Annotated in this window: 28 protein-coding genes; 17 read left to right on the top strand and 11 right to left on the bottom strand. The window is 53.5% G+C overall.

Annotated elements, in window-relative coordinates:
- Position 1: 1 nt before the first annotated feature.
- Complete coding sequence (locus KSF73_13325) at positions 2–1,540, bottom strand: hypothetical protein (GenBank protein ID MBV1776692.1); 1,539 nt, start codon at positions 1,538–1,540, stop codon at positions 2–4.
- 139 nt (positions 1,541–1,679) lie between these two features.
- On the opposite strand from KSF73_13325, the gene KSF73_13320 reads away from it, so the two are divergent.
- The 3 genes from KSF73_13320 to KSF73_13310 all read left to right on the top strand — a co-directional run bounded on the left by KSF73_13320 (position 1,680) and on the right by KSF73_13310 (position 5,131).
- Complete coding sequence (locus KSF73_13320; GenBank protein MBV1776691.1) at positions 1,680–3,290, top strand: ABC-F family ATPase; 1,611 nt, start codon at positions 1,680–1,682, stop codon at positions 3,288–3,290.
- A 358-nt stretch (positions 3,291–3,648) separates the two neighbouring features.
- Entirely contained in the window at positions 3,649–4,389 is a 741-nt protein-coding gene (locus tag KSF73_13315) for a beta-ketoacyl-ACP reductase (GenBank protein ID MBV1776690.1), read from the top strand.
- 181 nt (positions 4,390–4,570) lie between these two features.
- Positions 4,571–5,131, top strand: a complete 561-nt coding sequence (locus KSF73_13310; protein MBV1776689.1) for a porin family protein — start codon at positions 4,571–4,573, stop codon at positions 5,129–5,131.
- Positions 5,132–5,339: 208 nt separating this feature from the next.
- Here KSF73_13310 and KSF73_13305 read toward each other — a convergent pair whose 3' ends face one another.
- A complete protein-coding gene (locus tag KSF73_13305; protein ID MBV1776688.1) occupies positions 5,340–6,662 on the bottom strand; it encodes a type II toxin-antitoxin system HipA family toxin in 1,323 nt (440 codons plus the stop codon).
- Positions 6,656–6,997 (bottom strand): helix-turn-helix transcriptional regulator, encoded by a 342-nt coding sequence (locus KSF73_13300; protein ID MBV1776687.1) that lies wholly within the window; start codon positions 6,995–6,997, stop codon positions 6,656–6,658. The genes KSF73_13305 and KSF73_13300 overlap by 7 nt, the downstream gene beginning before the upstream one ends.
- Before the next feature lie 320 nt (positions 6,998–7,317).
- Between KSF73_13300 and modA the strand changes: the two genes are divergently transcribed.
- From modA to KSF73_13230, 14 genes are all read left to right on the top strand, one after another.
- Complete coding sequence (gene modA, locus KSF73_13295) at positions 7,318–8,073, top strand: molybdate ABC transporter substrate-binding protein (GenBank protein ID MBV1776686.1); 756 nt, start codon at positions 7,318–7,320, stop codon at positions 8,071–8,073.
- A 26-nt stretch (positions 8,074–8,099) separates the two neighbouring features.
- Positions 8,100–8,759, top strand: coding sequence for a molybdate ABC transporter permease subunit (gene modB, locus KSF73_13290; protein MBV1776685.1), 660 nt, complete (start codon positions 8,100–8,102; stop codon positions 8,757–8,759).
- A gap of 14 nt (positions 8,760–8,773) precedes the next feature.
- On the top strand, positions 8,774–9,448 hold the full coding sequence (locus KSF73_13285; protein MBV1776684.1) for an ATP-binding cassette domain-containing protein: 675 nt from the start codon (positions 8,774–8,776) through the stop codon (positions 9,446–9,448).
- Positions 9,449–9,666: 218 nt separating this feature from the next.
- Positions 9,667–10,020 carry a hypothetical protein gene (locus KSF73_13280; protein ID MBV1776683.1) on the top strand — a complete coding sequence of 118 codons (354 nt, stop codon included), beginning with the start codon at positions 9,667–9,669 and terminating at the stop codon, positions 10,018–10,020.
- A 54-nt stretch (positions 10,021–10,074) separates the two neighbouring features.
- Entirely contained in the window at positions 10,075–11,085 is a 1,011-nt protein-coding gene (locus KSF73_13275; GenBank protein ID MBV1776682.1) for a sigma-54 dependent transcriptional regulator, read from the top strand.
- Between the two features lie 55 nt (positions 11,086–11,140).
- Positions 11,141–11,389, top strand: coding sequence for a heme-binding protein (locus KSF73_13270; GenBank protein ID MBV1776681.1), 249 nt, complete (start codon positions 11,141–11,143; stop codon positions 11,387–11,389).
- Between the two features lie 423 nt (positions 11,390–11,812).
- Positions 11,813–13,783, top strand: a complete 1,971-nt coding sequence (gene tssC / locus KSF73_13265; protein ID MBV1776680.1) for a type VI secretion system contractile sheath large subunit — start codon at positions 11,813–11,815, stop codon at positions 13,781–13,783.
- Positions 13,784–13,950: 167 nt separating this feature from the next.
- Complete coding sequence (locus tag KSF73_13260) at positions 13,951–14,268, top strand: type VI secretion system tube protein Hcp (protein MBV1776679.1); 318 nt, start codon at positions 13,951–13,953, stop codon at positions 14,266–14,268.
- Entirely contained in the window at positions 14,268–14,873 is a 606-nt protein-coding gene (locus tag KSF73_13255; GenBank protein MBV1776678.1) for a hypothetical protein, read from the top strand. The genes KSF73_13260 and KSF73_13255 overlap by 1 nt, the downstream gene beginning before the upstream one ends.
- A gap of 359 nt (positions 14,874–15,232) precedes the next feature.
- The gene (gene moaA, locus KSF73_13250) at positions 15,233–16,240 is read left to right on the top strand and encodes a GTP 3',8-cyclase MoaA (protein MBV1776677.1); all 1,008 of its coding nucleotides are present in this window, start codon (positions 15,233–15,235) and stop codon (positions 16,238–16,240) included.
- A gap of 5 nt (positions 16,241–16,245) precedes the next feature.
- Positions 16,246–16,503 (top strand): molybdopterin converting factor subunit 1, encoded by a 258-nt coding sequence (moaD, locus tag KSF73_13245; GenBank protein MBV1776676.1) that lies wholly within the window; start codon positions 16,246–16,248, stop codon positions 16,501–16,503.
- Position 16,504: 1 nt separating this feature from the next.
- Entirely contained in the window at positions 16,505–17,689 is a 1,185-nt protein-coding gene (locus KSF73_13240) for an NnrS family protein (protein ID MBV1776675.1), read from the top strand.
- 11 nt (positions 17,690–17,700) lie between these two features.
- Entirely contained in the window at positions 17,701–18,384 is a 684-nt protein-coding gene (locus KSF73_13235; protein ID MBV1776674.1) for a Crp/Fnr family transcriptional regulator, read from the top strand.
- Between the two features lie 93 nt (positions 18,385–18,477).
- Positions 18,478–18,876: a SirB2 family protein gene (locus KSF73_13230; protein ID MBV1776673.1), complete on the top strand. Its 399-nt coding sequence runs from the start codon at positions 18,478–18,480 to the stop codon at positions 18,874–18,876.
- A gap of 119 nt (positions 18,877–18,995) precedes the next feature.
- Here KSF73_13230 and KSF73_13225 read toward each other — a convergent pair whose 3' ends face one another.
- The 8 genes from KSF73_13225 to moaC all read right to left on the bottom strand — a co-directional run.
- The gene (locus tag KSF73_13225) at positions 18,996–19,682 is read right to left on the bottom strand and encodes a hypothetical protein (GenBank protein MBV1776672.1); all 687 of its coding nucleotides are present in this window, start codon (positions 19,680–19,682) and stop codon (positions 18,996–18,998) included.
- 1 nt (position 19,683) lies between these two features.
- Positions 19,684–20,118, bottom strand: coding sequence for a GFA family protein (locus KSF73_13220; GenBank protein MBV1776671.1), 435 nt, complete (start codon positions 20,116–20,118; stop codon positions 19,684–19,686).
- An 86-nt stretch (positions 20,119–20,204) separates the two neighbouring features.
- A complete protein-coding gene (locus KSF73_13215) occupies positions 20,205–20,612 on the bottom strand; it encodes a DMP19 family protein (protein ID MBV1776670.1) in 408 nt (135 codons plus the stop codon).
- Positions 20,613–20,757: 145 nt separating this feature from the next.
- On the bottom strand, positions 20,758–21,609 hold the full coding sequence (bla, locus tag KSF73_13210; GenBank protein ID MBV1776669.1) for a subclass B3 metallo-beta-lactamase: 852 nt from the start codon (positions 21,607–21,609) through the stop codon (positions 20,758–20,760).
- Between the two features lie 329 nt (positions 21,610–21,938).
- Positions 21,939–22,319 carry a hypothetical protein gene (locus KSF73_13205; GenBank protein MBV1776668.1) on the bottom strand — a complete coding sequence of 127 codons (381 nt, stop codon included), beginning with the start codon at positions 22,317–22,319 and terminating at the stop codon, positions 21,939–21,941.
- A 379-nt stretch (positions 22,320–22,698) separates the two neighbouring features.
- Positions 22,699–23,151 (bottom strand): hypothetical protein, encoded by a 453-nt coding sequence (locus KSF73_13200; protein ID MBV1776667.1) that lies wholly within the window; start codon positions 23,149–23,151, stop codon positions 22,699–22,701.
- 36 nt (positions 23,152–23,187) lie between these two features.
- Positions 23,188–23,616 carry an ankyrin repeat domain-containing protein gene (locus KSF73_13195; GenBank protein MBV1776666.1) on the bottom strand — a complete coding sequence of 143 codons (429 nt, stop codon included), beginning with the start codon at positions 23,614–23,616 and terminating at the stop codon, positions 23,188–23,190.
- A 196-nt stretch (positions 23,617–23,812) separates the two neighbouring features.
- Positions 23,813–24,072: cyclic pyranopterin monophosphate synthase MoaC (gene moaC, locus KSF73_13190; GenBank protein ID MBV1776665.1), on the bottom strand; the 260-nt coding region annotated here is incomplete at its 5' end.

Raw genomic sequence — 24,072 nt, 5'->3', positions numbered from 1 at the left:
CCTACTCCTGCTTGCCTGTTACTGTGAACGCACTGAGTACAACGCCCGGTAATGACTGGAATGTTTTACCGAGGACGATTTGGTAGCGATGGCTACCAGCTGAGAGAATAAATGCACGTCCCACTGCATGATGTGCGACGGGGAGAATCAGACAGCGCTCCCCATTGGCTTGCGGTGCTTCTTGGCTGAAGAGGGCGGGTAGAGTTAATTCGCCATCCAGCAAGGCAACAAGTGAGGTTTGCGCGCCAAGCTTCTCCACGCCAATGCGAACTTTGCCATCCCTGGACTTTACGATGCGTCGCACAATACCAATAGCAGCGCGGGGGTGTTCCGTATCACGCATGGCCACGATTTCGCCCACGCACAGTCGATCGTCGAAGCGATCGCGATAACTCACGCCGAGACCACTGGTACTTTCGTCTTCGACGTGCCATTCACCTTGCTCGACACCATCGCGCAATGCACCATTAATCGACGTCTGGCCGAGCAGATGGCTGACGTTGAGTAAGCCATACGCTGCAATGGTATGACGACTGGTCAGCGTCCGCTCATGCAGGCGTGTACGCGCTCCCCCATCCCGTGACCAGATGTGCATCAGGTCCTTCAGCATGGCGATCACTTGTGACTTTTCGCCATCAGGCACATTGCCCAGATCCGGCGAATCTTGTCCGTTTTCAAGTACCTGAATCACGGAGCCAAGCTGCGCAATGAGGGGGGATGTATCCAGATAACGATAGGTTGGCCCCACCATATTTCGACGGAACTGGGCGGCGGGTTGGTCTGAATCGATGTTGACAGCAAATGCGTGATGGCGAGGGCGCACCTGCAGATCGATGGATACCAGATCAGACCACGTTTGCAGTGAGCGATCCAGCATCCATACATGATCTGGGAGTCTGCGCTCTGGTTCGGCGAGCCTCAGCAGCAGTGCACGTTTATAGATGCCTGCAAGGGAGTCCTGTCGCGCGTCGCTTGGGTGAAGCTGCAATATTTTATGCTGGAATCCACCAGACTCAGCATTGCCATATAGTCGATTCAAATTGCGCCAGATCGAACGATCCGCTTGGAAATACCGCACAAAAGACCATAGGCCTTGTCGCGCATAATATTCGGCCGTGCGGAGACTCGCGAGCTCTACATGGGGCGCAAAGGCTGGCATCGGCGCAATTTCATGCTGCTTGATGCACAGTTTGTAGGCAACACCGAGTTCCTGATAGAAAGACTGCAATACCGGAAGCACATGGCGCGGGGTCAGTGATTCAATAATTTCTGTGCCGCGATATACCGCTGTAAGTAGTTGCGCAATGGGTTGTGCCTTGTCATCCATCAGGATCACAGTGCGGACACGCTCCTTGAGGCCCACCTTGCCATTGCGATTCAGTTCCGCGATTGCCTGAATAATTTCCGACAGTGCTTGCAAGGACTCGTTGCGTGGCAATTCAGCCAGCATGAGGGTAGCGCTGGACGTGTTGATGCCGAGGTCTTCTTCCTCTCGACCCCGACGTAGAAGCGTATCAATCAGCGATTTGAAATCAATCATTGTGGCGGAATGCCGGTATGACCGTGGCCCTTATGTTAAAATTTAGCTGATTTTGCCTTGATGCGCGTATCTAGTGTCAAGCAATTGCTTGTACAGACTGGTTTGTGCTGTCCGGCCAACACATTTTGGGAGTTTTTCGGTGATCACCACCTCCAATATCACCATGCAATTCGGCGCCAAGCCGCTTTTCGAAAAAGTGTCCGTCAAGTTTGGCGAAGGCAACCGCTACGGTTTGATCGGTGCAAATGGCTCCGGTAAATCAACTTTTATGAAAATCCTGGGCGGCGATCTTGAACCAAGTAACGGCAATGTATCGCTCGATCCGGGCGTCCGTTTGGGTAAGCTGCGTCAAGATCAGTTTGGCTACGAAGATCAGCGTGTGATTGATGTGGTGATGCAGGGTCACCACGAATTGTGGGATGCCATCCGCGAGCGTGATGCGATTTACGCCAATGTGGAAGCTACCGAAGAAGACTATATGCGTGCCGCCGAGCTGGAAGGCAAGGTTGCGGAATATGATGGCTACACTGCCGAAGCACGTGCCGGTTCGCTGCTGCTGGGCGTGGGCATCCCGATCGAACAGCATAACGGCCCGATGAGCGAGGTTGCACCTGGCTGGAAGCTGCGTGTGCTGCTGGCGCAGGCACTGTTCAGCGATCCGGATGTGCTGTTGCTCGATGAGCCAACCAATAATCTGGATATCAACACGATCCGCTGGCTGGAAACGACGCTGAACGAGCGAAATTCCACCATGATCATCATTTCCCATGATCGACACTTCCTGAATCAGGTGTGTACGCACATGGCCGATCTGGATTACAACACCATCCAGCTCTATCCGGGTAACTACGACGATTACATGCTGGCAAGCACGCAAGCACGTGAGCGCCAGCTGGGTGCGAACGCCAAGGCGAAGGAACGCGTGGCCGAATTGCAGGCCTTTGCAGCCCGCTTTGCGGCAAACAAGTCCAAGTCCCGTCAAGCGACGTCGCGTCTGAAGCTGGCCGACAAGATCAAGGAAAACATGGTCGAAGTGAAGCCTTCGAGCCGTCAGAATCCTTATGTCCGCTTTGAGTTCGACGAAAAGAAGAAGCTGCATCGCCAGGCATTTGAAGCAACAGATCTGAATTTTGCCTATGAAGGCAGCACTTCAATCCTGAAGAACTTCAACATGATCTTCGAGGCTGGCCAGAAGCTTGCAGTGATCGGGGGGAACGGTGTCGGTAAGTCCACGCTGATCAAGCTGCTGGTCGGTGAACTTCAGGGACAGCATGGATTGGTGAAATGGGCGGACAAGGCTGAAATCGGCTATTTCGCGCAGGATCACGAAGAAGATTTCGCTCAAGATGAAAACCTGTTTGACTGGATGAAACAGTGGAGTCAGCCGGGCGATGATGATCAAGTTATTCGCGGCATTCTGGGGCGCCTGCTGTTTAGTGGCGATGACGTCAAGAAGTCGGTCAAGGTACTGTCAGGCGGTGAAAAGGGCCGGATGTTGTACGGCAAGTTGCTCCTGCAGCGCACCAATGTGCTGTTGATGGATGAGCCGACCAACCATATGGACATGGAATCCATCGAGTCCCTGAACCTGGCGCTTGAACTGTACAAGGGCACACTGATTTTCGTGTCGCATGATCGTCAGTTTGTAAGCTCGCTTGCCACACAGGTACTTGAACTGAAGGGTGATGGCAGCTACGTGCATTACGTTGGCGGCTATGAAGACTATCTGGCCAGCCAGGGTGTTGAATAAGGCCTTGTTCAAACGCTTGTTTGTGTCATTTTGATGCATGAATCGGGCAGCATGCTCACTCTTGGTGCATGTTGCTTGAGTGTTTGGGCGCGAAGGTTTATAGTCTTTCGATCTGTTACGCAGACCAGCAGTTCTGGCTCAAGGGGAGAGATTGAGCGGAATGCTTGAAGCGGCAGTGCCAGATTCAAAATCCAAAGAAAAAAAGATGGAGTAGACCACGCAGCCACCTAAGGGTGGCTGCGTTTTTTATTGCGATTGCGCTTCCCTATCATCTGGCGGGTGCGTAAAATGATGCAGTGCAATAATTCATATCAGAACACGTCTCTTTCCCGGGTGTCAGGCTTCTCAGGAGTTCATCATGCGTTTAAACGGCAAGGTATCAATCATCACTGGCGCAGCTAGCGGCATTGGTAAGGCAACAGCGTTACGATTCGCGCGCGAAGGCTCCAAAGTAGTGGTGTGCGACCTTAATCCAGCGGGCATCGACGCAGTGGTCAGCGAGATTATCGCAGGTGGTGGTGAGGCCATTGGTATCGTGGTCAATGTAACCGACAAGCAGCACCTGGCCGAGATGGTTGCAACCGTGAAGGCAAAGTGGAGTCGTATTGATGTACTGGTCAACAATGCCGGTATTGTTGCGGATGCACAATTTACCAAAATGACCGACGATCAGTTCGATCGCGTCATCGACATCAACCTCAAGGGCGTCTACAACTGCGCAAAGGCTGTGGTTGATACCATGGTGGAGCAGGGCGAGGGTGTGATCTTGAATGCCTCAAGCGTGGTTGGTTTGTATGGCAACTTTGGCCAGACCAACTACGCCGCAGCCAAGTTTGGCGTCATCGGCTTTACCAAGACCTGGGCCAAAGAACTCGGTAGAAAGGGTATCCGCAGCAATGCCGTTTGCCCCGGATTTGTCGCAACGCCTATCCTCGCATCTATGCCTGAAAAGGTCATTGAGGCCATGCAGGACAAGGTGCCAATGAAACGACTGGCCCAGCCTGAAGAAATCGCCAGCGTTTACACATTCCTGGCCAGTGCAGATGCGAGTTATATCAATGGCGCCGTAATTTCGGTTGATGGTGGGCTCGTGATTTAATTTCGCCCTCCGCTGTGCTTGGCAAAGAAACCCCGCTATTGCGGGGTTTTGTACTTCTGTACATGAAATACCTGTCGGTATGTCATTCAGCTTATGTTCATCTTCGTGTGCTTAAATGCACCTGACCTTGCACACAAACCATCTGTGTCATCCGTCACTTTTAAATACACGAGGAACAATCATGAAAAAGCTACTTTGTATCGCGTCTCTCTTAACTGCCTGCGCATTGCCTGCAATGGCCGACAATCTGTATGTCACTGGTGATTTCGGCCAGACCAAAACATCCATTAGCAATGAAGATGGGAAGTTGCTGGATGGCAAGACTTCGACCGCATGGTCTTTAGGGGCCGGCTACCGCTTTGATCAAAACGTAGCGTTTGAACTTGGCTACCGTGATTGGGGCAAGCAATCGCTCGACGTCAGTGCCATGGGTGAAAGTGCTCATGTGGAAGATAAGGCTCATGCCCTTGTGGGCAGCGTGGTAGGTACCTTGCCACTGACTGATGTATTTTCGCTGCAGGGTCGTCTGGGCTATGCCAATATCAAGGCGAAACTCTCTGCCAATAACTCGCGCGGCCAATCAATGAGCTTTGAAGAAACGTATAACAAAGTACTGTGGGGTGTGGGTGCGCGATATGCAGTGAGCAAGGATGTCGGCATTCGAGCAGAATACAGCCGTACCGGCAAGTTTGATGATACGACACTGTCCGCCTTCACCGTTGGCGTCGATTATTCGTTCTAATTGCCGTTTCGCATCCAAAAATCCAGCCAGACAATATGGCTGGATTTTTTATTACTTCCTATTGATACAGGTTGAGCTTTTCCCGCTACGGCACGCCAAGGATTAGATAACATGGAGTGCGATAGGTGCGCCTAAGCGCCAGGCGGGAGTGACTGAAGTACAGATTAATGGTATTCCGAGGATGCTGGGGGAAGCATGCTGTGCATGGCTACAATCCCAACCTTAAGTTCTCTTCAACTGTTTCGATGAGTGTGGCGGGTACGTCCTGCTCCGTGGCCAGGACGCGCCAAGCAGATATATGCTCGATGGTCTCGTCAATGATGACGTCAATGGCACTACGCGTGAAAATCGGACTGACACCTTCAAATGCGTAAAAATCCTGACGGGTGAAATGATCCCGCTTGCCGTTCAAACTCATGGCGTGCTGCGCCACCCACTGGCTGTCCGGACGATAGCTATAGGCCAGATCGTAGGCCGGGGTTATGCTCCAGCGATGTGTGTCGGGGTGAAGCATGAATGCAAAATTCTTGGTGTGGTCGTCCTGATTTCGCGCGACTACATTGAATACCATCCGGCGAAACAACTGCCATGCATCCTGCCGGCCTGTCCCTAGTCGGCGCATGACAGAAAATGCTTCCTCGTATGAATATTGACCGACTCGTTTATAGCTTGCGTGAGCCAAGCCATTGAGAGTCTGCACGTGTACTTTCCGATTACCCATCCGGTCAAATCGCTGAGTCAGGAAGTGGCGCCGCCGGCCTTCATGAAGCAGACGACAGGGCATCATGGTAATGCCGCATCGTGTGGCCATCAGGTGGTAAACGTACTCCATCGCGCCGTATCCCATCGGGTCGCCGAATGTCTGCTGGCTTCGGGAGTGTTCATGTACGCCGTCGAATTTCATCAGGTAATGCAAAAATCCTTCGGGTGCATCGGTCTGGCCGGAGCGGGCTGTATCGAAGGTCTCATTAAAGGCCAGTACTGCTTTGGGACGTGCGCCCCCTGCGCTGGTGCCAACCGAGAGGAGCGACAGCATGGCGTCGGCATCGTCATTCCCGCCCCGATCAATGTTTACTGCAAAGTGATTGCGGTCATCGAGAACGCGTTGTGCCAAGGCGACCAGCTCGCCAATCATGACATCCTGCGATGCATTCAGCGCTTTCATACGCGTTGCCGGCGAGAATTCCAGTGCACCCATGCCGCGCTTGCCAATGTAGTGCAGACGCTGGATGGGCGTGATGTCGGAGGGTGATTTGCCCTGACGCGACATCCAGGCGTTCAGCACCGCATTACCGAAGTCGTCAGGCAGACAATCTGCGATGAGCCCCGGTAATCCTTTGAATGTGTCGTAGTCCAGCCCCGGAAACTGGAAGTAGCCTGTGCGAAGCGGCATGTGGATGGGAGAAAGCTCGATACCGGACCGCAAAAAAGCACTGTCGTACTCGAAAGCTGACTGACCCGTGTCGGTATCGAAGCTGATGGCGCCCACATCCCGCTCTGCGTAGCGAATTTGCGCAACTTCCATCACCATGTTTCATCTCCACTGGATGGGGCGTCGGGTGGGACAGTTGAGGCACGGCGCGCGCGCTGACGGGTTTTGCCTTGCAATTTGGCCAGCTGGACAGGCGAAACCGGCTGCGGTGGCAGAAAGCGGTCGAGTTGATCCAGTAGATTAAGCACCCGCATGATCGCAATCATGGTTTCGAGCAGCGCTTTGCCACGCTCCGCACCGGTGACGCCGGTTCGTGAGATACCCGCCATTCGGGCGACATCAGCCTGTGTCAGGTTGGCGTTCAGCCGCGCCTGGCGCAGACGAGCACCCATTTCTTGAGCAACGGCGGCATTCGAATGATGAGTGTTGATCATATAGTGCTTTATATGAAAGACGGTAGGATGGAAAAGTAATCTTTTGTATTGTTTAAAGATCATTATAAGGCTAATGATAGAAATATATCAATAAAACGTAGTGAACTGTATGTAAGTCATTAAATTGAATTATTCAACATTTTGATATCTATATAAGTCATTAAAAATAAATATGGTTTTTCCGTGAGCGCATTCCTGAACCTCTTCGGATAGCTCATCTGGTTACTGCATAAGGACTAGTTCGCATGAAGCTGTCTGTTACACGCAGGCACGCGGTATCATGCAGCTTCCTTTGATCAACAGCCTATACGCTAACCGCCATGCGCCTGATGCCCCGCTTTTCGCTGTTCTGCCTCTCGACTATTCTTCTGGCCGGCCACACCATTGCAGGGGATATCACGGTTTCCGCAGCCAGCAGCCTCACCGAAGCCATGAAGGAGGTCGCCCGGACATTCGAACAACGTGAACCTGCCATTCATGTGAAACTGAACTTTGCGGCATCCGGTGTGCTCCTGCAGCAAATCAGCCACGGCGCACCGGTCGATGTGTTTGCCAGCGCCGATATCGAGACGATGGACGAGGCGCAGAAGCAATCGCTGGTCTGTCCCGCCTCCATCAAGCCATTTGCAAGCAATACGCTGGTGCTGGTGCAGCCTATAAGCAGTAAAAACGGGCTCACCCAGTTGGCGCAATTGATCGACCCCGTGATTACCCGTGTTGCCATTGGCAATCCGGGCAGCGTGCCGGTGGGGCATTACGCCGTCGATGCCTTGACTCAGGCAAAGCTCTGGCCCGCACTAAAGGCTAAATCAGTCATGACGCTCAATGTACGTCAGTCGCTAGATTACGTCGCGCGTGGTGAGGCAGATGCAGGCTTTGTATATGCCACTGATGCCCGATCTGCAGCCGATAAGGTGCGTGTGAGTTTCAAGGTCGCCACCATGCGCCCGATTCGCTATCCTGTTGCCCTGACCAGACAAGCTTGCGATGCCAGCGATGCCCGTCGTTTCGAAGACTTTCTCCTGTCCGTTGATGGACAGGCCATTCTTGCCCGCTATGGATTTACGCAGCCCTGAGGACCCTGTGCGTGACTGAGGCATCTGTGCTGACGCCACTATTGCTAACCCTGAAAGTGGCTGGCTGGGCGACGCTGATAGCTAGCGTGTTCGGCACCGGGCTGGCATGGGTATTGGCGCGTACCCGATTTCCGGGGCGTGAATGGCTGGACGCCTGCCTCACGCTGCCCATGGTATTGCCACCCACGGTGCTCGGGTATTACCTACTGGTGGTATTTGGTGCGCATGGCGTGCTGGGCACCCATTTGCAGCGCTGGTTCGGCATTCGGCTGGTGTTCAGCTGGCAGGGCGCCGTGCTGGCTGCAGCGATTGTGGCCTTACCGCTGGTGCTGAAACCTGCACGCGCTGCTTTTGAATCCGTTGACACCCATCTCGAGGATACGGCCAGCAGTCTAGGACTCACCGGCGCCGCGATTTTCTGGCGCATCACACTGCCGTTGGCATGGCCGGGTATTCTTTCCGGTGTGACGCTGGCATTTGCACGCGCACTCGGCGAATTCGGTGCCACGCTGATGGTTGCAGGCAGCATTCCCGGCGAAACCCAGACACTCTCGCTGGCGGTGTATGAGGCGGTGCAGGCGGGCAACGACGTGCTCGCCAATCAACTGGTTATTCTGATTTCTGCGGTCTGTTTGCTTGCGCTGGTGCTGAGCCGCAAGATGGCACATTCCGGAAAGGCCGTTTGATGCGTCCGGACAAGCTGACAATCGATGTATCCATCAGTATTACACTCAAGGCCGGCGGGCGTAGCTTTACCCTGAACGAGCAATTACTCAGTGAATCCGGCAGGCTCACCATCATGGGGCCATCCGGTTGCGGCAAAACAGTGCTGTTACGCTGTATTGCCGGCCTGCTTTGCCCGGATCAAGGGCATGTATGCATTAATGGGCATATGCTGTTTAACGATGCGCAAGGCATCAATCTGCCCGCCAGAATGCGGCGTATCGGTTACGTCCCGCAAGACTATGCACTATTCCCGCATTTAACGGTGCGCCAGAACATTGCATTCGCGGCAAAGTCTGGCTGGCGCAACCCTGCGCGGCAAGTACACACGCCCGAGCTCGATCGCTGGCTGTCGACCTTTGCACTGGAACCGATCGCCGATCATTACCCCGGCCAGATATCCGGTGGACAGCGGCAGCGCACAGCCCTTGCACGTGCACTGATGCGTCAGCCCGACATGTTGCTGCTGGATGAACCCTTTTCCGCGCTCGATCCTTCCCTGCGCAAACATGTTCGCGGTGAACTCAAACCGCATCTACAGACGCTGGCCATGCCGGTAATATTGGTTTCGCACGATGCTGCGGATCTGGCGTTATTGGATGGTGCGGTACATCGGATGGACATGCAGTTGTTTGAAAAAATCTATCAGTAATGACCCACCCGAGCGCGCATTAGTCAACCTGTCAAAAGTAACAGTCTTATATGTCCTAAATCACTGAACTAGCTTGATTATTCAAGCCTCATGCAGATTTTGCTGTGGCGCGGTGATCCGCGAGGCCACTCGTAGTCAGCTGATCCGATTAGGTCACACCCGGGAAAAACCACGTGTCATCCCTTCCATTTCGCTTGGGTTTGCGGCACCGCACACACATGGTCAGCCTAATCAGGTCTGGCGATGAAGGGCGTGTCAAAGTCGTGCAGGGTACGCCTTATGCATCTGACCTGAATCCTCGCGATCAGATCATGGATCAATGGGGAATGGAGCAGGCCTCCCCCAGACGGGATATGGCCGCACCGAATGTCGCGCCTTTGTCCGCTCGGGAGCAAGTTGCGCTTGCCGCACGTCTTGCTCCCGATGTCCAGACCGTGTTGCGGGGCGGATTGGAACCCGTGCCCGAGGACAGGCGAGATAGTGTGCCCGGCATTAAGGCTCGCATGCATCTTGAACCGGAGCGCTTGCCGTATGCGAACGGGTTGCCGCCACTTCACAAGACGCGCCGCTAATCGTTGTTCATATTAAACACGCTGCGCATCCTCGGAGATGACCAGCACAGGGAGATTGCCAGCATGTCGAGGCTGAATTTGATCGGATCATCCCTTGCATTCAGGCAGATGCAGGCTGCTCTGCACCGGTTTGCTGGTGCTGACGCAACTGTGCTGATCAATGGTGAAAGCGGCACGGGCAAAGAGCTTGCTGCGCGATCGATTCACTACCTCAGTGCCAGAAGCGAACATCCCTTTGTGCCTGTCAATTGTGGTGTACTCACTGATTCGCTGATGGAAAGCGAACTGTTCGGTCATGAGCGGGGCGCTTTTACCGATGCCAGCCGCCAGTATGCGGGCTTGATAGGGGAAGCAGATGGCGGCACGCTGTTTCTGGATGAAATTGATTCATTGAGCCCGCGGGCACAGGGGGCGTTGCTGCGTTTTCTGCAGGAAAAAACATATCGCAAGGTTGGGGGAACAGGTCTGCGATCGGCCGATGTGAGAGTGGTGGCCGCTACAAATGCAGATTTGGCCAAGCTGGCTGCCGAAAAGCAATTTCGTCATGATTTGCTGTATCGCCTGAATGTATTGCAGGTAACCGTGCCGCCATTACGCGACAGAGGTCACGATGCGGTGGAACTAGCGCAAACCTTTGTTGCGCGATTATGCGACCAGTATCAGACCGATCCACGGCTGCTTAGCGAGTCTGCCCGGGTTCTCATTTCCCGCTACAGCTGGCCGGGTAATATTCGGAAGCTGGAAAATCTGCTGCTTCGAGACTTTCTGATGTCGGATGGGCCGCTACTTGAATGTGCAGAGCTGGGTGCAATGTGTCATCTCGCAACACATCGTCATGAGGATCAACTTCCGTATAATCAGGCGAAAGCACACGTGCTGCTTGAGTTTGAAAGACGATATGTCAGCGAACTGATTGCCCGAACGGGTGGAAATGTAACGCATGCTGCACGATTGGCCGGTAAAGAGCGAAGTGCTTTTGGTAAACTACTACGCAAGCATGGATTGCGTGGCGATACTCAAGCTGCCCCTCCCGCAGGACATGCCATGCATGAACTGACCAATTAGCATAAAGAAGCAGAATGGACGCCAGCAGTAGGTGGCCGTCCGCAGCCATCACACCATGCAAGATGATCTCCTGACCAATCGCATTGCTGAAATTGCAGATGCCATTCAATCCTATCTGAACCTTCGACCTGGTGCCGCCGATACGCTTGAAGGCATTCATCAATGGTGGATCGACTGGGGTAGGCATGAGGCCTCACCCGCGTTGACGCAACTCGCCCTGGAACGCCTTCTCGCGCGTGGCGTGATGGAACGCTGGCAGCTTGGCGGGCGGGTGCTCTGGCGCCGCTCGCGTCCTAAAGACTGAATCTCCGCATTTTCCCTTTCCTTCCGGCCTGAGTGTTGCGTGCGTATTTGCGCATGCGGCTTGAGCATGTCCATCCATTTGTCTTTAACAAACCGCTACGGGTGCTACTTGACCCGTGACTGAGTCAAAACATACCCAGCCGCGTGATGAGTCTGTGCGCTGCATTGGCAGAAGACGGTCGCCAATCAGGTGAGTCAAATCTAACACACCTCAAAACATTAAAATTGACAATTGCTAATAAAAACAATGACATGGGTAACATCTGAACTTGGCACGTATTTTGAATACAGAAAGCGCGCCGCATGCTATGCACGGATCAACCGACTGCTGCGGCGATCACAGGGAAGAACGGTGGGTAAGCATGATGCTGTCCCGCAGTTCGCGTCGCGGTCGGTGACAAATGCAAACGGGAGTTAACACACCATGCTGGGCAGTATTCAGGAAAAACTGACGCGGGTACGTCCGCCGCGGGTAAAGATTACCTATGACGTTGAAACTGGTGGCGCATTTGAAAAGAAGGAATTGCCATTCATTGTGGGGATTCTTGCTGAACTCACTGGCGACTTCATTGCAGAACCCTTGCCCCCGCTCAAAGATCGCAAGCTGATCGAAATTGATCGGGACAATTTTCAAAAGGTACTGGAGGGCATTTCGCCTCAGTTCAACCTGGCCAGTTGCGAGAATGTGCTACCGGGCGGCGAGGGCAGCCTGACTGGTACGCTGAAGTTTCAGCACATCGACCATTTCCAGCCGGTTAACGTCATCAAACAGGTGAGCGCCATGACCGGTCTATATGACGGGCGGGCACGTCTGCGTTTCCTGCAGTCCAAAGCGGAGATTTCCGATCTGCTGGCGCATTACCTGAATCTGGTCTGCCGGATGGATGACGAGGGGAATGCGGCCAGAAGCGAACTTACCAGCGCATTTGATGCCAAGGCCGACGCCGCAGCATGGGGAGAAGTCGCGCCTGCCGGCAAGCTGGATGAGCTGCTTGGCGACAAGGGGATGGCACTGTCTGGTGACGCGCTCAAGACAGTGATGGGTTTGCTGGGTCAGTTTGCGGTTGATGTCGCCGCAAATTTGAAAGAGGCGCACCAGAAGGGTTTCGGTGCGTTGATCGACAACCGAGTGGCTGAGATTGACAGCATTCTCGGCAAGCAACTGGACCTCATCGTGCACGCCGAAGGGTTCCAGCGCCTGGAAGCAACGTGGCGCGGCCTGCATTATCTCGTGATGCGTTCTGATACCGGCCCGATGTTGAAACTGCGCGTTCTGAATGCTTCGAAGCAGGATCTGCTCGATGATCTAACCAAGGCCGTCGAATTTGACCAGAGCGGTCTGTTCAAGATGATTTACGAAGCTGAATACGGCACCTATGGCGGACAGCCATTCAGCATGCTGATGGGTGACTACGAGTTTGGCAGGCATCCCGACGACACCACCTTATTGTCCAAGATCGCGGAAGTTGCCGCAGCTGGACATGCACCCTTTGTGGCGGCTGCAAATGCGAAGTTATTCGATCTGAATAGCTTCGATGAACTGGCCAAGCCTCGCGATCTGCAAAAGATCTTTGAAAGTGTGGAACTTGCTGCCTGGCATACCTTCCGGGAGAGTGAAGATTCCCGCTATGTCACACTGGCACTGCCTCGCGTGCTGTTACGCCTGCCGTATGACCCGGAAAAGGTGCCGTGTGAAGGCGTGAACTATCAGGAAGATGTCGGCATCAATGACGCCAGCAAATTCTTGTGGGGAAATGCAGCCTTCATTTTGGCTGAACGCATCACCCATGCATTTTCCTTATATGGCTGGACTGCAGCCATACGCGGGGTAGAGGGCGGGGGACTGGTTGAAGGGCTACCGATCTACACCTACAAGAGCGACGATGGCGATGTCGCCATGATCTGCCCGACACAGGTAGCGATTACCGACCGGCGTGAAAAGGAACTCAACGATCTGGGTTTCATGGCTATTTGTCACTGCAAAGGGACAAACAAGGCGGCGTTCTTTGGCGGGCAAAGTACCAATCTACCCAAAAAGTATTTGTCTGATCTGGCCAATGCCAATGCACAGATCTCGGCCATGTTGCCTTATGTGCTCGCCGCCTCCCGGTTTGCCCATTACATCAAGGTCATCATGCGGGAGAAGGTGGGCTCTTTCCTGACACGCAGCAATGTGGAGGCCTATCTGAATAGCTGGATTGGCCAGTATGTGCTGCTGGACGAGAGTGCTGCTCAGGATGTGAAAGCCGCATTTCCGCTCAGTGCAGCCAAAATCGACGTGACCGATGTACCCGGTAAGCCCGGCACCTACAAGGCCACCTTGTTCCTGCGTCCGCATTTCCAGCTTGAGGAACTGACGACGTCCATCCGGCTTGTGGCCGAGCTTCCGGGCTAAGCCGGAGCCGGACATGCATATGCCACGTTGAACCCTCAAGCGAAAGGTAAGCAAAATGGATTTGATTCTCTTGCAACCCGGCGAATAGCTGGGATCAGGGCGGTAGCCTGATTTCTCCGGTGTCAGGCACGCCCTCACAGAACGCGTGGGCCGCCACCGATCCGATTATGAATGGTGCTTCGGGCGGCAATGCCGCTTTTGCGCAAGGCAAGTTTATCGAGCTGGTCTCGCTGCATCAGGGCATGAAGCAGCAGATGACGACCGATGTATCAAACTCGGCGCGCACATCGGGTCGCCCCGTGATTACTGAGTTCACCTGTACCAAGTATGTCGACAAGATGTCGGTAAAGCTGTTTGACCTATGCTTGCGCGCCAACCCGCTGGGTGTCGGGGCTGCTGCACCAACGATGATCTATGTGCTGCGCAATTCGGGTGACACCACAGCGAATATTCTGACGATGGCACCGGAGAAAGGGAGTCCTTAATGTTCGATTGTTTTCTCAGCTGCTTTGGTTTCAAGGGAAGAAATGTCTCGACTCCTCCCTGTAGAGAGTCCGTAACCGCATCCATTGAGCAAAATGTATATTCGCATGTTACCCGGGAGGAAAACGTACCCAAGATTGTTGGCAATGAAGGAATAGGCCTTGATCCGGCCAGAGGCGGGCAGGGTGGCGCTTCAGCTGCGGTAGGAAAGGCGCGATTTGTCAGGAACAGTACAGGATTTATTCATCTCGTACTAGATAAAGAAGGCGTAAAGAATCGGCCATCCGAGTTTTATACCTCAGTATTTCATGAAAGAGGGATTGAATCGAGGGTGTTGAATGTAACCGTTCCGCAATTGAGTGAAATGAGGCACGACCCAGATGACCGGCAGGGAGGACGTTACAAAACGCAACAGGCGATTCCACAAAGTCATATTGTTCCTATTCCATTAACGACAGCATTCAGGCCGGTTGGTGAAATTGGTGCCGATTATGCGCCTCATGATTTTGTTAAGCACGCTACTCGAGACATTCCCAATCGAACCGTGCAACAGCGAACCGAAGATATTCGTCGAGCGGTACATAAAAGTGACAAAACAATATTTTAACCGTTGGCCTTTTTGGGCTTGGTCATCTCCAAAGTTGCTCGATTCCCCTTACCGCCGGGCATGAAACACGTCAGGCTACTGCCTTGTTCAATGTTCGGTTTTCCTGGCGCAGGCTTACCAACTCATCAGAGTGGAAGCCTCGCCAATTCGTTGACCACGTAATTAATCGCTTTCGTCGGAGCGTTTTCATTCCCTCTGAAATGGCTTCCCGATCTCAGGCGCGAGGCTGATGGGATTCGGTTTACGACACCTTCGAGCGGCGTGGATTGATGCATCCTGGCTAGGACTAGTTCTTCAGCTGTATATAGTTTGGCACCTCATGCTTGGATAATGACGCCAGATACCGGAGTCTGGCAGTCATGCATCCTACTTTTCCTCCATCTTCTGCTTCTGGCCTGATCGACCCATTCGGGCGGCGGATTCACTATTTGCGTGTATCGGTCACCGATCGCTGCGATCTGCGCTGTACCTATTGCCTGCCGAAGGGCTTCAAGGATTACGATGCGCCTGCCAACTGGTTGCGGCCGGATGAAATGGTCCGGCTGGTGTCGTTGTTTGTGCAGCTGGGCGTGGATAAGGTGAGGCTAACGGGCGGAGAACCCTTGTTGCGAAGGGGCATCGAACAGATTTCTGCGGGCATTGCCGATTTGCCGGGTTTACGTGATCTGTCGCTGTCTACCAATGGCACGATGCTGGCGGCGCATGCTGCGGGATTAAAGGCCGCTGGCGTGAACCGCCTGAATGTCAGTCTCGATACCGTAGATCGCGCCTGCTTTGCCCGTGTAACCGGGCGGGATTGTCTGGACAAAGTATTGCGCGGGCTGGATGCCGCGCGCGATGCGGGCTTCGCGCCCATCAAACTCAATATGGTGGTGATGCCCGATGTAAATCTGGGTGAGGTAGAGCAGGTCCTGCAATACGCACTTGATCACGGATTTATCCTAAGGCTGATCGAACCCATGCCCATGGGCGAAACCGGACAGCGTACCCGCAGTGTGAATCTGACCGAGCTGTGTAGCGATCTGGCGGATCAATTTGGCCTGATTCCCGAGATCAAAGGCAAACAAGGGGGGCCGGCCCGTTACTGGCAGAGTACGGATGGCCGGATGAGCCTCGGGGTGATTACCCCCATGTCACAGCATTTCTGCGAGACCTGCAATCGTGTGCGTTTAGGCGTAGATGGGTGTCTCTATCTATGTCTGGGACAAAATGATCAGGTCCCACTGGGTGACATGATGCGGCAGGGTGCCAGTGATGCGGACCTGCTGAACGCCATTCGCTCAGGCATCGCGGCCAAGCCCGAGCGCCACCATTTCAACGAATCTCCGACCCGCATCGTGCGGTTCATGTCGCAAACCGGGGGGTAAATACCATGAATATTCAATTGCTTGTGTTCGCCAAATTTCGGGATGTGCTGGGGATGGATACTGCGGATTTTACGCTGCCATTCGAGCAAGGCACCGTCGGCGACCTGATTGCATGGCTGTGCCAGCAGGGGCCGCAATGGCAGTCTGTACTAGGTGGTCGGCAGGTGTATCGGGTAGCGGTGAATCAGATTCTGGCCACACCGGATACTTTATTGAGTGAGCGGGCCGAAGTGGCGATTTTCCCGCCGGTGACTGGAGGCTGATGTGCTGAAGCCTTTGCAACCCGGCATGCTGCAACGCCTGTGGATGATGCCGCACAGACTCGGATTTTTACTCGGCGCACTGTCGCTGGTATTGCTCGCGCTCTGGTGGAGTGGTGTCCTGATCAGTTCATCTGTGCCGGTGCTGCCCGCCGTATTTGCTCACGGTGTGATGATGCCGCTGGGCAGCTTTCCGCTTTTTATGCTGGGCTTTCTGTTTACCGCCGGACCGCGCTGGCTGGGGATCAATCATGCGCCGGCACATGCAGGCATGATGCTCGGCTTCTTTTTGGGTGTGGTACTGGTGATCGCCGGCTTGCATGTGTCGCTGCCGGCCGTGCTGGCCGGATTGCTGATGATGGTACTGGCGTGGGCCTGGGCACTGTTGGCGTGGATTCGCTGCATACTCGCCAGCCAATTGGCAGATAAAGGCCATGCCTGGCGGATTGCCGTGGCGATGGGGGTTGGATTACTGGCTATGATGAGCGCAGCCGTGTGGGCAAAGACGGGTGATGCTGAAATCTGGATGGCGACACGGACATTGGCGCTTTGGGGTTTTCTGCTACCGGTGTTCATCACGGTTTCTCACCGGATGATTCCCTTCTTTACCCAGTCTGCACTGGCGCTGCCGGTTTTGCCGTGGCGGCCGATGGGCTTGCTGGATGCGTGGCTGGCCGGATGTGTGGCACATAGTGTTGCGACGCTGGCCGGATGGCAAGTAGCGGCAGCACTGGCGGATGTTGCCATGGTGCTGGGATTCGGTCTGGCGACGGTACGCTGGGGCCTGATGCGCAGCATGAAGGTTCGCTTGCTGGCCATGCTGCACCTCTCCTTTGCCTGGCTGGTACCGGCCTGTCTGCTGCAGGCGGCGGCCAGTATGGGCTGGTGTGCAGCTTCGGCACCGGCTCATGCACTTGCAACTGGCCTGTTTGTGACGATGCTGGTCGGGTTTGTGACACGCGTCACTTACGGGCATGGCGGCCGACCATTGCAGGCTGATTCGCTGACATGGTGGATTTACTGCGGTCTGCATCTGGCGGCACTGATACGGGTAGGACTCGCGCTTTTAGCTGTGCCGGGTATTGCCCTGCAGCTGGTATTGCTGGCATGGGCTGGCTTACTGGTGGCCTGGGCGGCGCGCATGATTCCGATTTATCTCCGGCCCCGGCTGGATGGCAAGGCCGGCTGATCGGGGCGCCCATGGAACGATTGTCTGATATCGAAGCGCTCTTGTCCCAGCAAGCAATGTTCCGTTCACTGGAGTCCGAGCAGCTCAACCTGCTGGCGCAGCGCTGCCGCAAAATACGTGTCCCGAAAAACAAGTACGTTTTCCGGAAGGGCGAAGTAGCAGAAGGAATTTATGTCGTGGCGGTGGGCCAGATCATGCTCACGATTCCCTCATCCAGTCAGCATCAGGAAAAAGTCATTGAGTTTTTTGGTGCGGGACAGACTTTCGGCGAAGCCATGATGCTTCTGGATCGCCCCTTTATGGTGGATGCGATGGCGCTGGAAGATGCGATGCTGCTGCTCATCGAAAAGCAGGCCATCATTTCCACTCTGGATACGGACCCGATGTTTGCACGGCGGATGCTGGCTGGGCTCTCGGTTCGACTGCATGCGCTGATGCAGGATATTGCATCCGTGAATTTGCAGAATTCGATACAGCGCGTGGCGGCCTATTTGCTTTCTCAGCCACGTGAAGGGAATAAAACCTCATTTACCTGCAATAAGAATCTGATTGCATCCAAGCTGGGAATTACGCCGGAAACATTCTCGCGTGTATTGAATCAGCTTACGCAGAAAAAACTGATAAGCGTAGAAGGTAAAGATGTGCTGATTCATGATATCGATGCCATTCAGCAGGTTGTTTTTTCGCTTGATTAATCAGGGCAGGTATTTGAGTATGCGCTCGAATTGTAGCGTGATACTATGCAATCACCTTGATGCCGGATAAGTGTTTTGAAAGGTGTTTAACCCGTGGTAGTTGAATATCTCGCGGTGCTCCATTTTCATAGAGCGTGTGCAGGGATCAGTATCAGCCTGTTTCTGTTGCGGGTGGTGCTGACGTTGTCAGGGATTCAATGGCGTACGAGCCGCCTGCTGCGTTTTGCCCCTCATCTTGTTGACTCCATGCTGCTGGGAGCAGCCATCTATCTGGCTTGTACAAGCCATCAGTATCCTTTTCAGTCCGACTGGCTGACCGCCAAGCTCTGTGCCTTGCTGCTGTATATCCTGCTGGGTAAGCAAGCCCTGAAAGCGGAACAATCCCGATCACGCGCCATGCTCTTCAGTCTGGGGGCGCTGATGTCTGTTGCGTATATTGTGTCTGTTGCGCTCACTCGTTCACCCATTCCATTGGCTTTCGCCACAAGGTAGCTTGGCTAGAGTGATGCATGCACTTTCAGATACCTGCACGTAATTGATTGAACACACTCGACTAGAATGCCGATACCGAGACTCATCGAGGAACGAGTCTGGTACCGGGCAAAGCATGATTATTTTAAGTTTGCCTGACGAATTTCCGCTGCAAGACGTGAAGCCGTTTTTCTTGTCCAATCTAAATCATTGGCTCCACCTGCAACATTGCAATACAGAATCTTTCCTTTAATGAGTAAAGCAACGGCCGTTGCGGTTGTCTGCATAGTGGAATTCGTTCCGTCAGGCAATGAACCTTTAATGGTTGATATTTCTGAATAGCCAAATTCATCCGCGGTGTTTATGTGCGGGGGCAAACTTATGTTGTCTGTCTGTTGCATGTTGATGTCAAGGGATGTCTTATTTTTAAGATTTCCATTAAATCGCTCGATTTCTTTTGCTTGCAGATCATTTACTTGGCGTGATGCGATCAGCTTGCGCATTTGAACTTTGACGAGTTCAAATGTCGCCGCGTCTATACTCCTCCCTTCGAACTTTCGTCGAGTCTGAATGTTGATGTTCCGATCAAGATTGGGTATTTCACCTCCAAGTGCAGCGGCTTCTTCCTCGCGTGGAATGAAAAATGCCAATACGTGGTTATCCCCCTGAGCTGCTTCCACGAGGGGCCAAACTTTTTCCATTTTTGGGGAGGCTTCGATATATCCTTCGGGCGCGGGTAGATTGATTTTTGCACCACCTAGGTCAACTGTAGATGCAGAAACCGTGATGGCGAACAGTAATAAGGTAGAGGCGATGATTTTTTTCATATTAGTCGTTACCTTGATTTAAGTGTTGAGAAGTTTGAAACCCATCTTGCGATGGAGTATCTTGGTTTACCGGCACTTCGTCAAAAAACTGCCAGGTATCCGCGCCATCAAATTTGCGCACTCGTACCGTGGCAACCATCGCCGGATCAAAGTTGCCCAGATGAACGCCATGGCGGCTGCCGGGCACTGGTTCAATTGGTTCCCAATGCGTCACACATCCGCAGGTCCGGCAACGGATCGTTCGCAGCGTTTTGTCGCCTTGTATGTATTCGACCGTATGCTCGGGATGCCCCTCGATCTTGACCGTGCCAAATGCAAAATACGCCCACGGCCCGCCAATGCGGCGGCACAGCGAGCAGTTGCAGGATGTGGCCTCGGTGGGCGTGGACGGGAGCGTGAGCCTGATCGCGCCGCAGTGGCAGGAACCGTCGTGCATGGGGGGGCTTTCGAATGATGGGGGGAATGTGTTAGAAGTCTGGTGAAGTACACTGTTTAAGCAGTTTGAACTGAAACTTCAAATTATTAACTCGGCAGCCCCAAATGCTTTGTAAGAAGAGTCGCGATGTCGTCGGGATACGCTTGGAACTTACGAGTCAGAAGATCCCATGCATCTTCATTGGCGTTCGTTATGCGTCTTAGCATGGCTTGCCGGACTTCGCGGCAGACTGGAGGATGGGCTTCGTCAAAAATTGCGTTTGCGTGATCAACAATCGAAGCCATTTTGTGGGCGCCAATCTTCTTGAGTGCTGCGGGTGCAAACCATGCTTGGTTGCCCGAACTATTGAAATAGTACTGATCGAACCCGCCGTTATTTACATCAGCTTCCAACCCCCAAATAGCAATTAGAATCTGATCGCTTTCCGATAATGTTGAAAAGTTCTCGCCGGTGAATCGAGAACAGGCGTTTTCGAAGGCTTCATTAAGGTTCACGCTACATCCAAATTGAATAGAAGACCGAACAGATAAATATGGGTTTCAATCTAATAACTTAGGATCATACCCCACAAACCAGCATCCCAATTCAATTCTGCCTGTACCGTTTCCATCTCACAAGCGACCTCGACTGTAGTCAGGGTCAGTGTCCCGCCACTACATCCGCCTCACTACGTTGCGTCGCCAATTGCTTCGCAAAATCCTCACGCGCATCCTTGGCGTAATCTCGGCACATCGCAGGATCAATCAGCGCATCAGCATCGCCCGCATCACGCTTGGCCATACGCTCCCAGAAATCGACCATGTTCGCATGCGGTGCGAGGGCGATGTCGCACGGCAATGCCTCGACCACGCCAAAGCTGAATGCGTAGTCTTTGAGGATGTTGGGGGTCTTTGGATTGGCGATCAGCTTATAGCCGGGTGCCGACAGACTGCCGACATCAACCATATTCAGGCACCGCGACTGCTCACATGATTGCCAGGTCCAGCTGGTATTGCCCTGAGTGTGACCGGGGGTCCAATGTGCGGTGATCACCAACTCGCCCAATTGCAGGCGTTCGCCATCCGCCACCTGCCGCGTCACCTGCACGGGTGGGAACGGAAATCGCTCGCCGAGATGCGGATCGTTGTGACCACCGTCTGCCAGCGGCTGGGTGTCTGCAGCGCCCGCGATGACTTGCGCGCCTGTATCACGTGCAAGCTGTGCGATGCCGCCTGCATGATCGCAATGCGCATGCGTATTGAGAATCCATTTCACGTCGTGCAGATCAATGCCGAGGCTCTTGAGGTTGGTTTCGATTAGGTCGGCGTTTTCGCGTATACCGCCATCAATCAGAACATGGCCTGTCGGCGCGGTGATCAGAAACACCCCGAGTCCACGCGATCCGACATGCCATGTATTTCCGTAGATCCGGAATGGCTTCACCGGGACGATCCACGAGGGATCATTGACGCAGGAGGTGTCAGTGGCATCATGTGCGATTGCATTCGACATGAGCAAAACAGACGCGAGAAGTACAGTGAAAAGCAAACGCATGGACTGCTTTCTTGAATGGAAAAGCAGGAGTGTACTTTTCAATCAGGTCGGGCAGGGGGATGGGGGCGGGGAGAGGTGTAACTTGACGCTACTGGCTGCGTGAGTGGCATCGTGTTGCAGTAGCGTAGGGCACAATAACCGAAGGGCATTGCGCGAATACTACCAATGAATGCGGCGCAATGCGCGATGCTTATTGCGCCCTACGTTGCTGCGCGGCTTCATCGCGCAGCGTCTGCTCGACTGCAGGGTTAGGCAAAAGTTCATTGGGGGAAATTTGCACTGCACCGCTAGTTAATTTCTTCAAATTGAATTGAAAGCGCATTTCTTCCACAATCCACCTTGATTCTCTCTACCTCAAAATCGAGGAACTCACCAAGCTCCCAAATTTTCTTTCCCTCAATTCGCTGCTTCTCCAGCTTGGAGAGTTGAAACCGCTCACACCCCTTCAGAATGTTTTTCAGCTTGATATAGCTCTTAGCTTTTTCGTCTTCACTAGGAACGACATAGGCACCCCGGAATACTTTGTGCGTGCTCCGGAATTGTTCTGGGATTGGGTAAACGCAGTGGACTGCAAACGCGTGACCACATGATAGACACTTGCAAATCTCCATTGACGTGCGTTCCGCAGGGTATTGAATCTTATCTCCGCCGCAAACTGGACAGGTCATGCTGTTTGCCCAACATTAAATATAACGACCCATCGGTCAGTCATAACATTATTATAAGAGCGTCGGATTATACCCTTCAAACCCGCGCCGCGCCTTAATCTTGCCAAAGCTGCGTCAGTATATCAGTAGACTTATCCGTAAAGTCCCGAATGACTGCAATGAAGGGCATCCATTTGCCATTCACTCACCCCCGCCGAAATTCCCCACTCCGCCCCCCGGACTTTTCCTCCAGCTGCACAGATGACATCACCATGCCCTTATCCACGGCTTTCGGTGGTGTAGGGCGCAATAACCGAAGGGGATTGCGCCAATACTACCAATGAATGCGGCGCAATGCGCGATGCTTATTGCGCCCTACGTTGCTGAAGGTTATGCGAAATTAGTGCCATGGGCGCATCAGCGTGATGAGAGACAAACCACCGTCATTGAACTCGTAATGCGTCCAGATCTCGTCATCTTCAAGTCGGAGCCAAGCGCCGTTCGCCGATTCCGAAAAACGCTGGCCGGATGAAATCGCAAGAGCTTTTATCTCCTCGAAGGTATCTGGGACGAAGCAACCAATGCTTCCCGATTCTATTTTCGAGAAACCACTACGCTCACGTATATAACACCAAATAGTTTCAAGAACTTGGCGTTCATCGAAGCGAAGTTCAAAGCCTTCGGTGTGTGTGGCAGAAGAGTAATAATCGGCCGTGCCCTCGCGTAAGCGATCGAAGTGGTAGACCACGTCCATATCAAAACGCTCAAGCAGGTCCGTGACCTCATCCGACTTCAAATTTAGCTCGAAAAAATCTTTGAGCTTGGTGCCATTTAGATAACTAGATAGGTTCATGCTTGTGCATAACGTTTGAGCTCAGGCCGCGGCCCGTCAGGGACGTCGCGCCTGCAGCGAATTGTTAGATCCATCTACCACTTTTCTTTCCAAGTACTCCAAGACGTCCGCTCGCTTATACCGCCGAGCATAGTCGATTGCCGATTGGCCTCGGTTGTCAGTTGCAAGAATGTCCGCACCACGTTCTACCAAGACCTTCACAATTTCAATGTGGCCACGCTTGGCCGCCTTCCACAACGGACGTATCCACGGCCGAGGACTTACGCCTTCCAAACTCGCGCCGCGATCGATAAGTGCTTCTACGGTATGAAGTTGATTGGATTCTGCCGCAGCGATTAAGGCCATGCTATTTAGGTCAATATCCCAATCAGGATCAGCCAGCCTCATGCGGTCTATATGCGCCATGAGAGACTCAATGTCACCTACCTCGGCATATCGATACATTTCTGTCAGTGAGATATTCATTACGGCGGTTCGCTGATGGATCTAACATTAAATATAACGACCCATCGGTCAGTCATAAAATTATTATAAGAGCGTCGAATTATACCCTTCAAACCCGCGCCACGCCTTGACCTTGCCAGAGCTGCGTCAGTATATCAGTAGACTTAGCTGTTGAATCCCGCATGACTGCAATGAAGAGCATCCATTTGCCACCCACTCACCCCCGCCTAAAATCCCCACTCCGCCCGCCGGATTTCTCCTCCAGTTGCACGGCCGACATCACCATGCCCTTATCCACGGCTTTCAGCATGTCGTAAATCGTCAGCAGGGTGACGGTGACGGCGGTGAGTGCTTCCATTTCCACGCCGGTCGCGCCGATGGTTTCAACGGTGGCCCATGCGCGTACACCGGCTTCATCCACGTCGAACTCAATCGATACGTGGCTCAGGGCCAGCGGGTGGCAGAGCGGGATCAGGT

The sequence above is a fragment of the Burkholderiaceae bacterium DAT-1 genome (genome assembly GCA_019084025.1).
Classification (GTDB): domain Bacteria; phylum Pseudomonadota; class Gammaproteobacteria; order Burkholderiales; family Chitinimonadaceae; genus DAT-1.
Note: the sequence above shows the minus strand (reverse complement) of the source record. Positions and strands in the feature narration are given on the sequence as shown.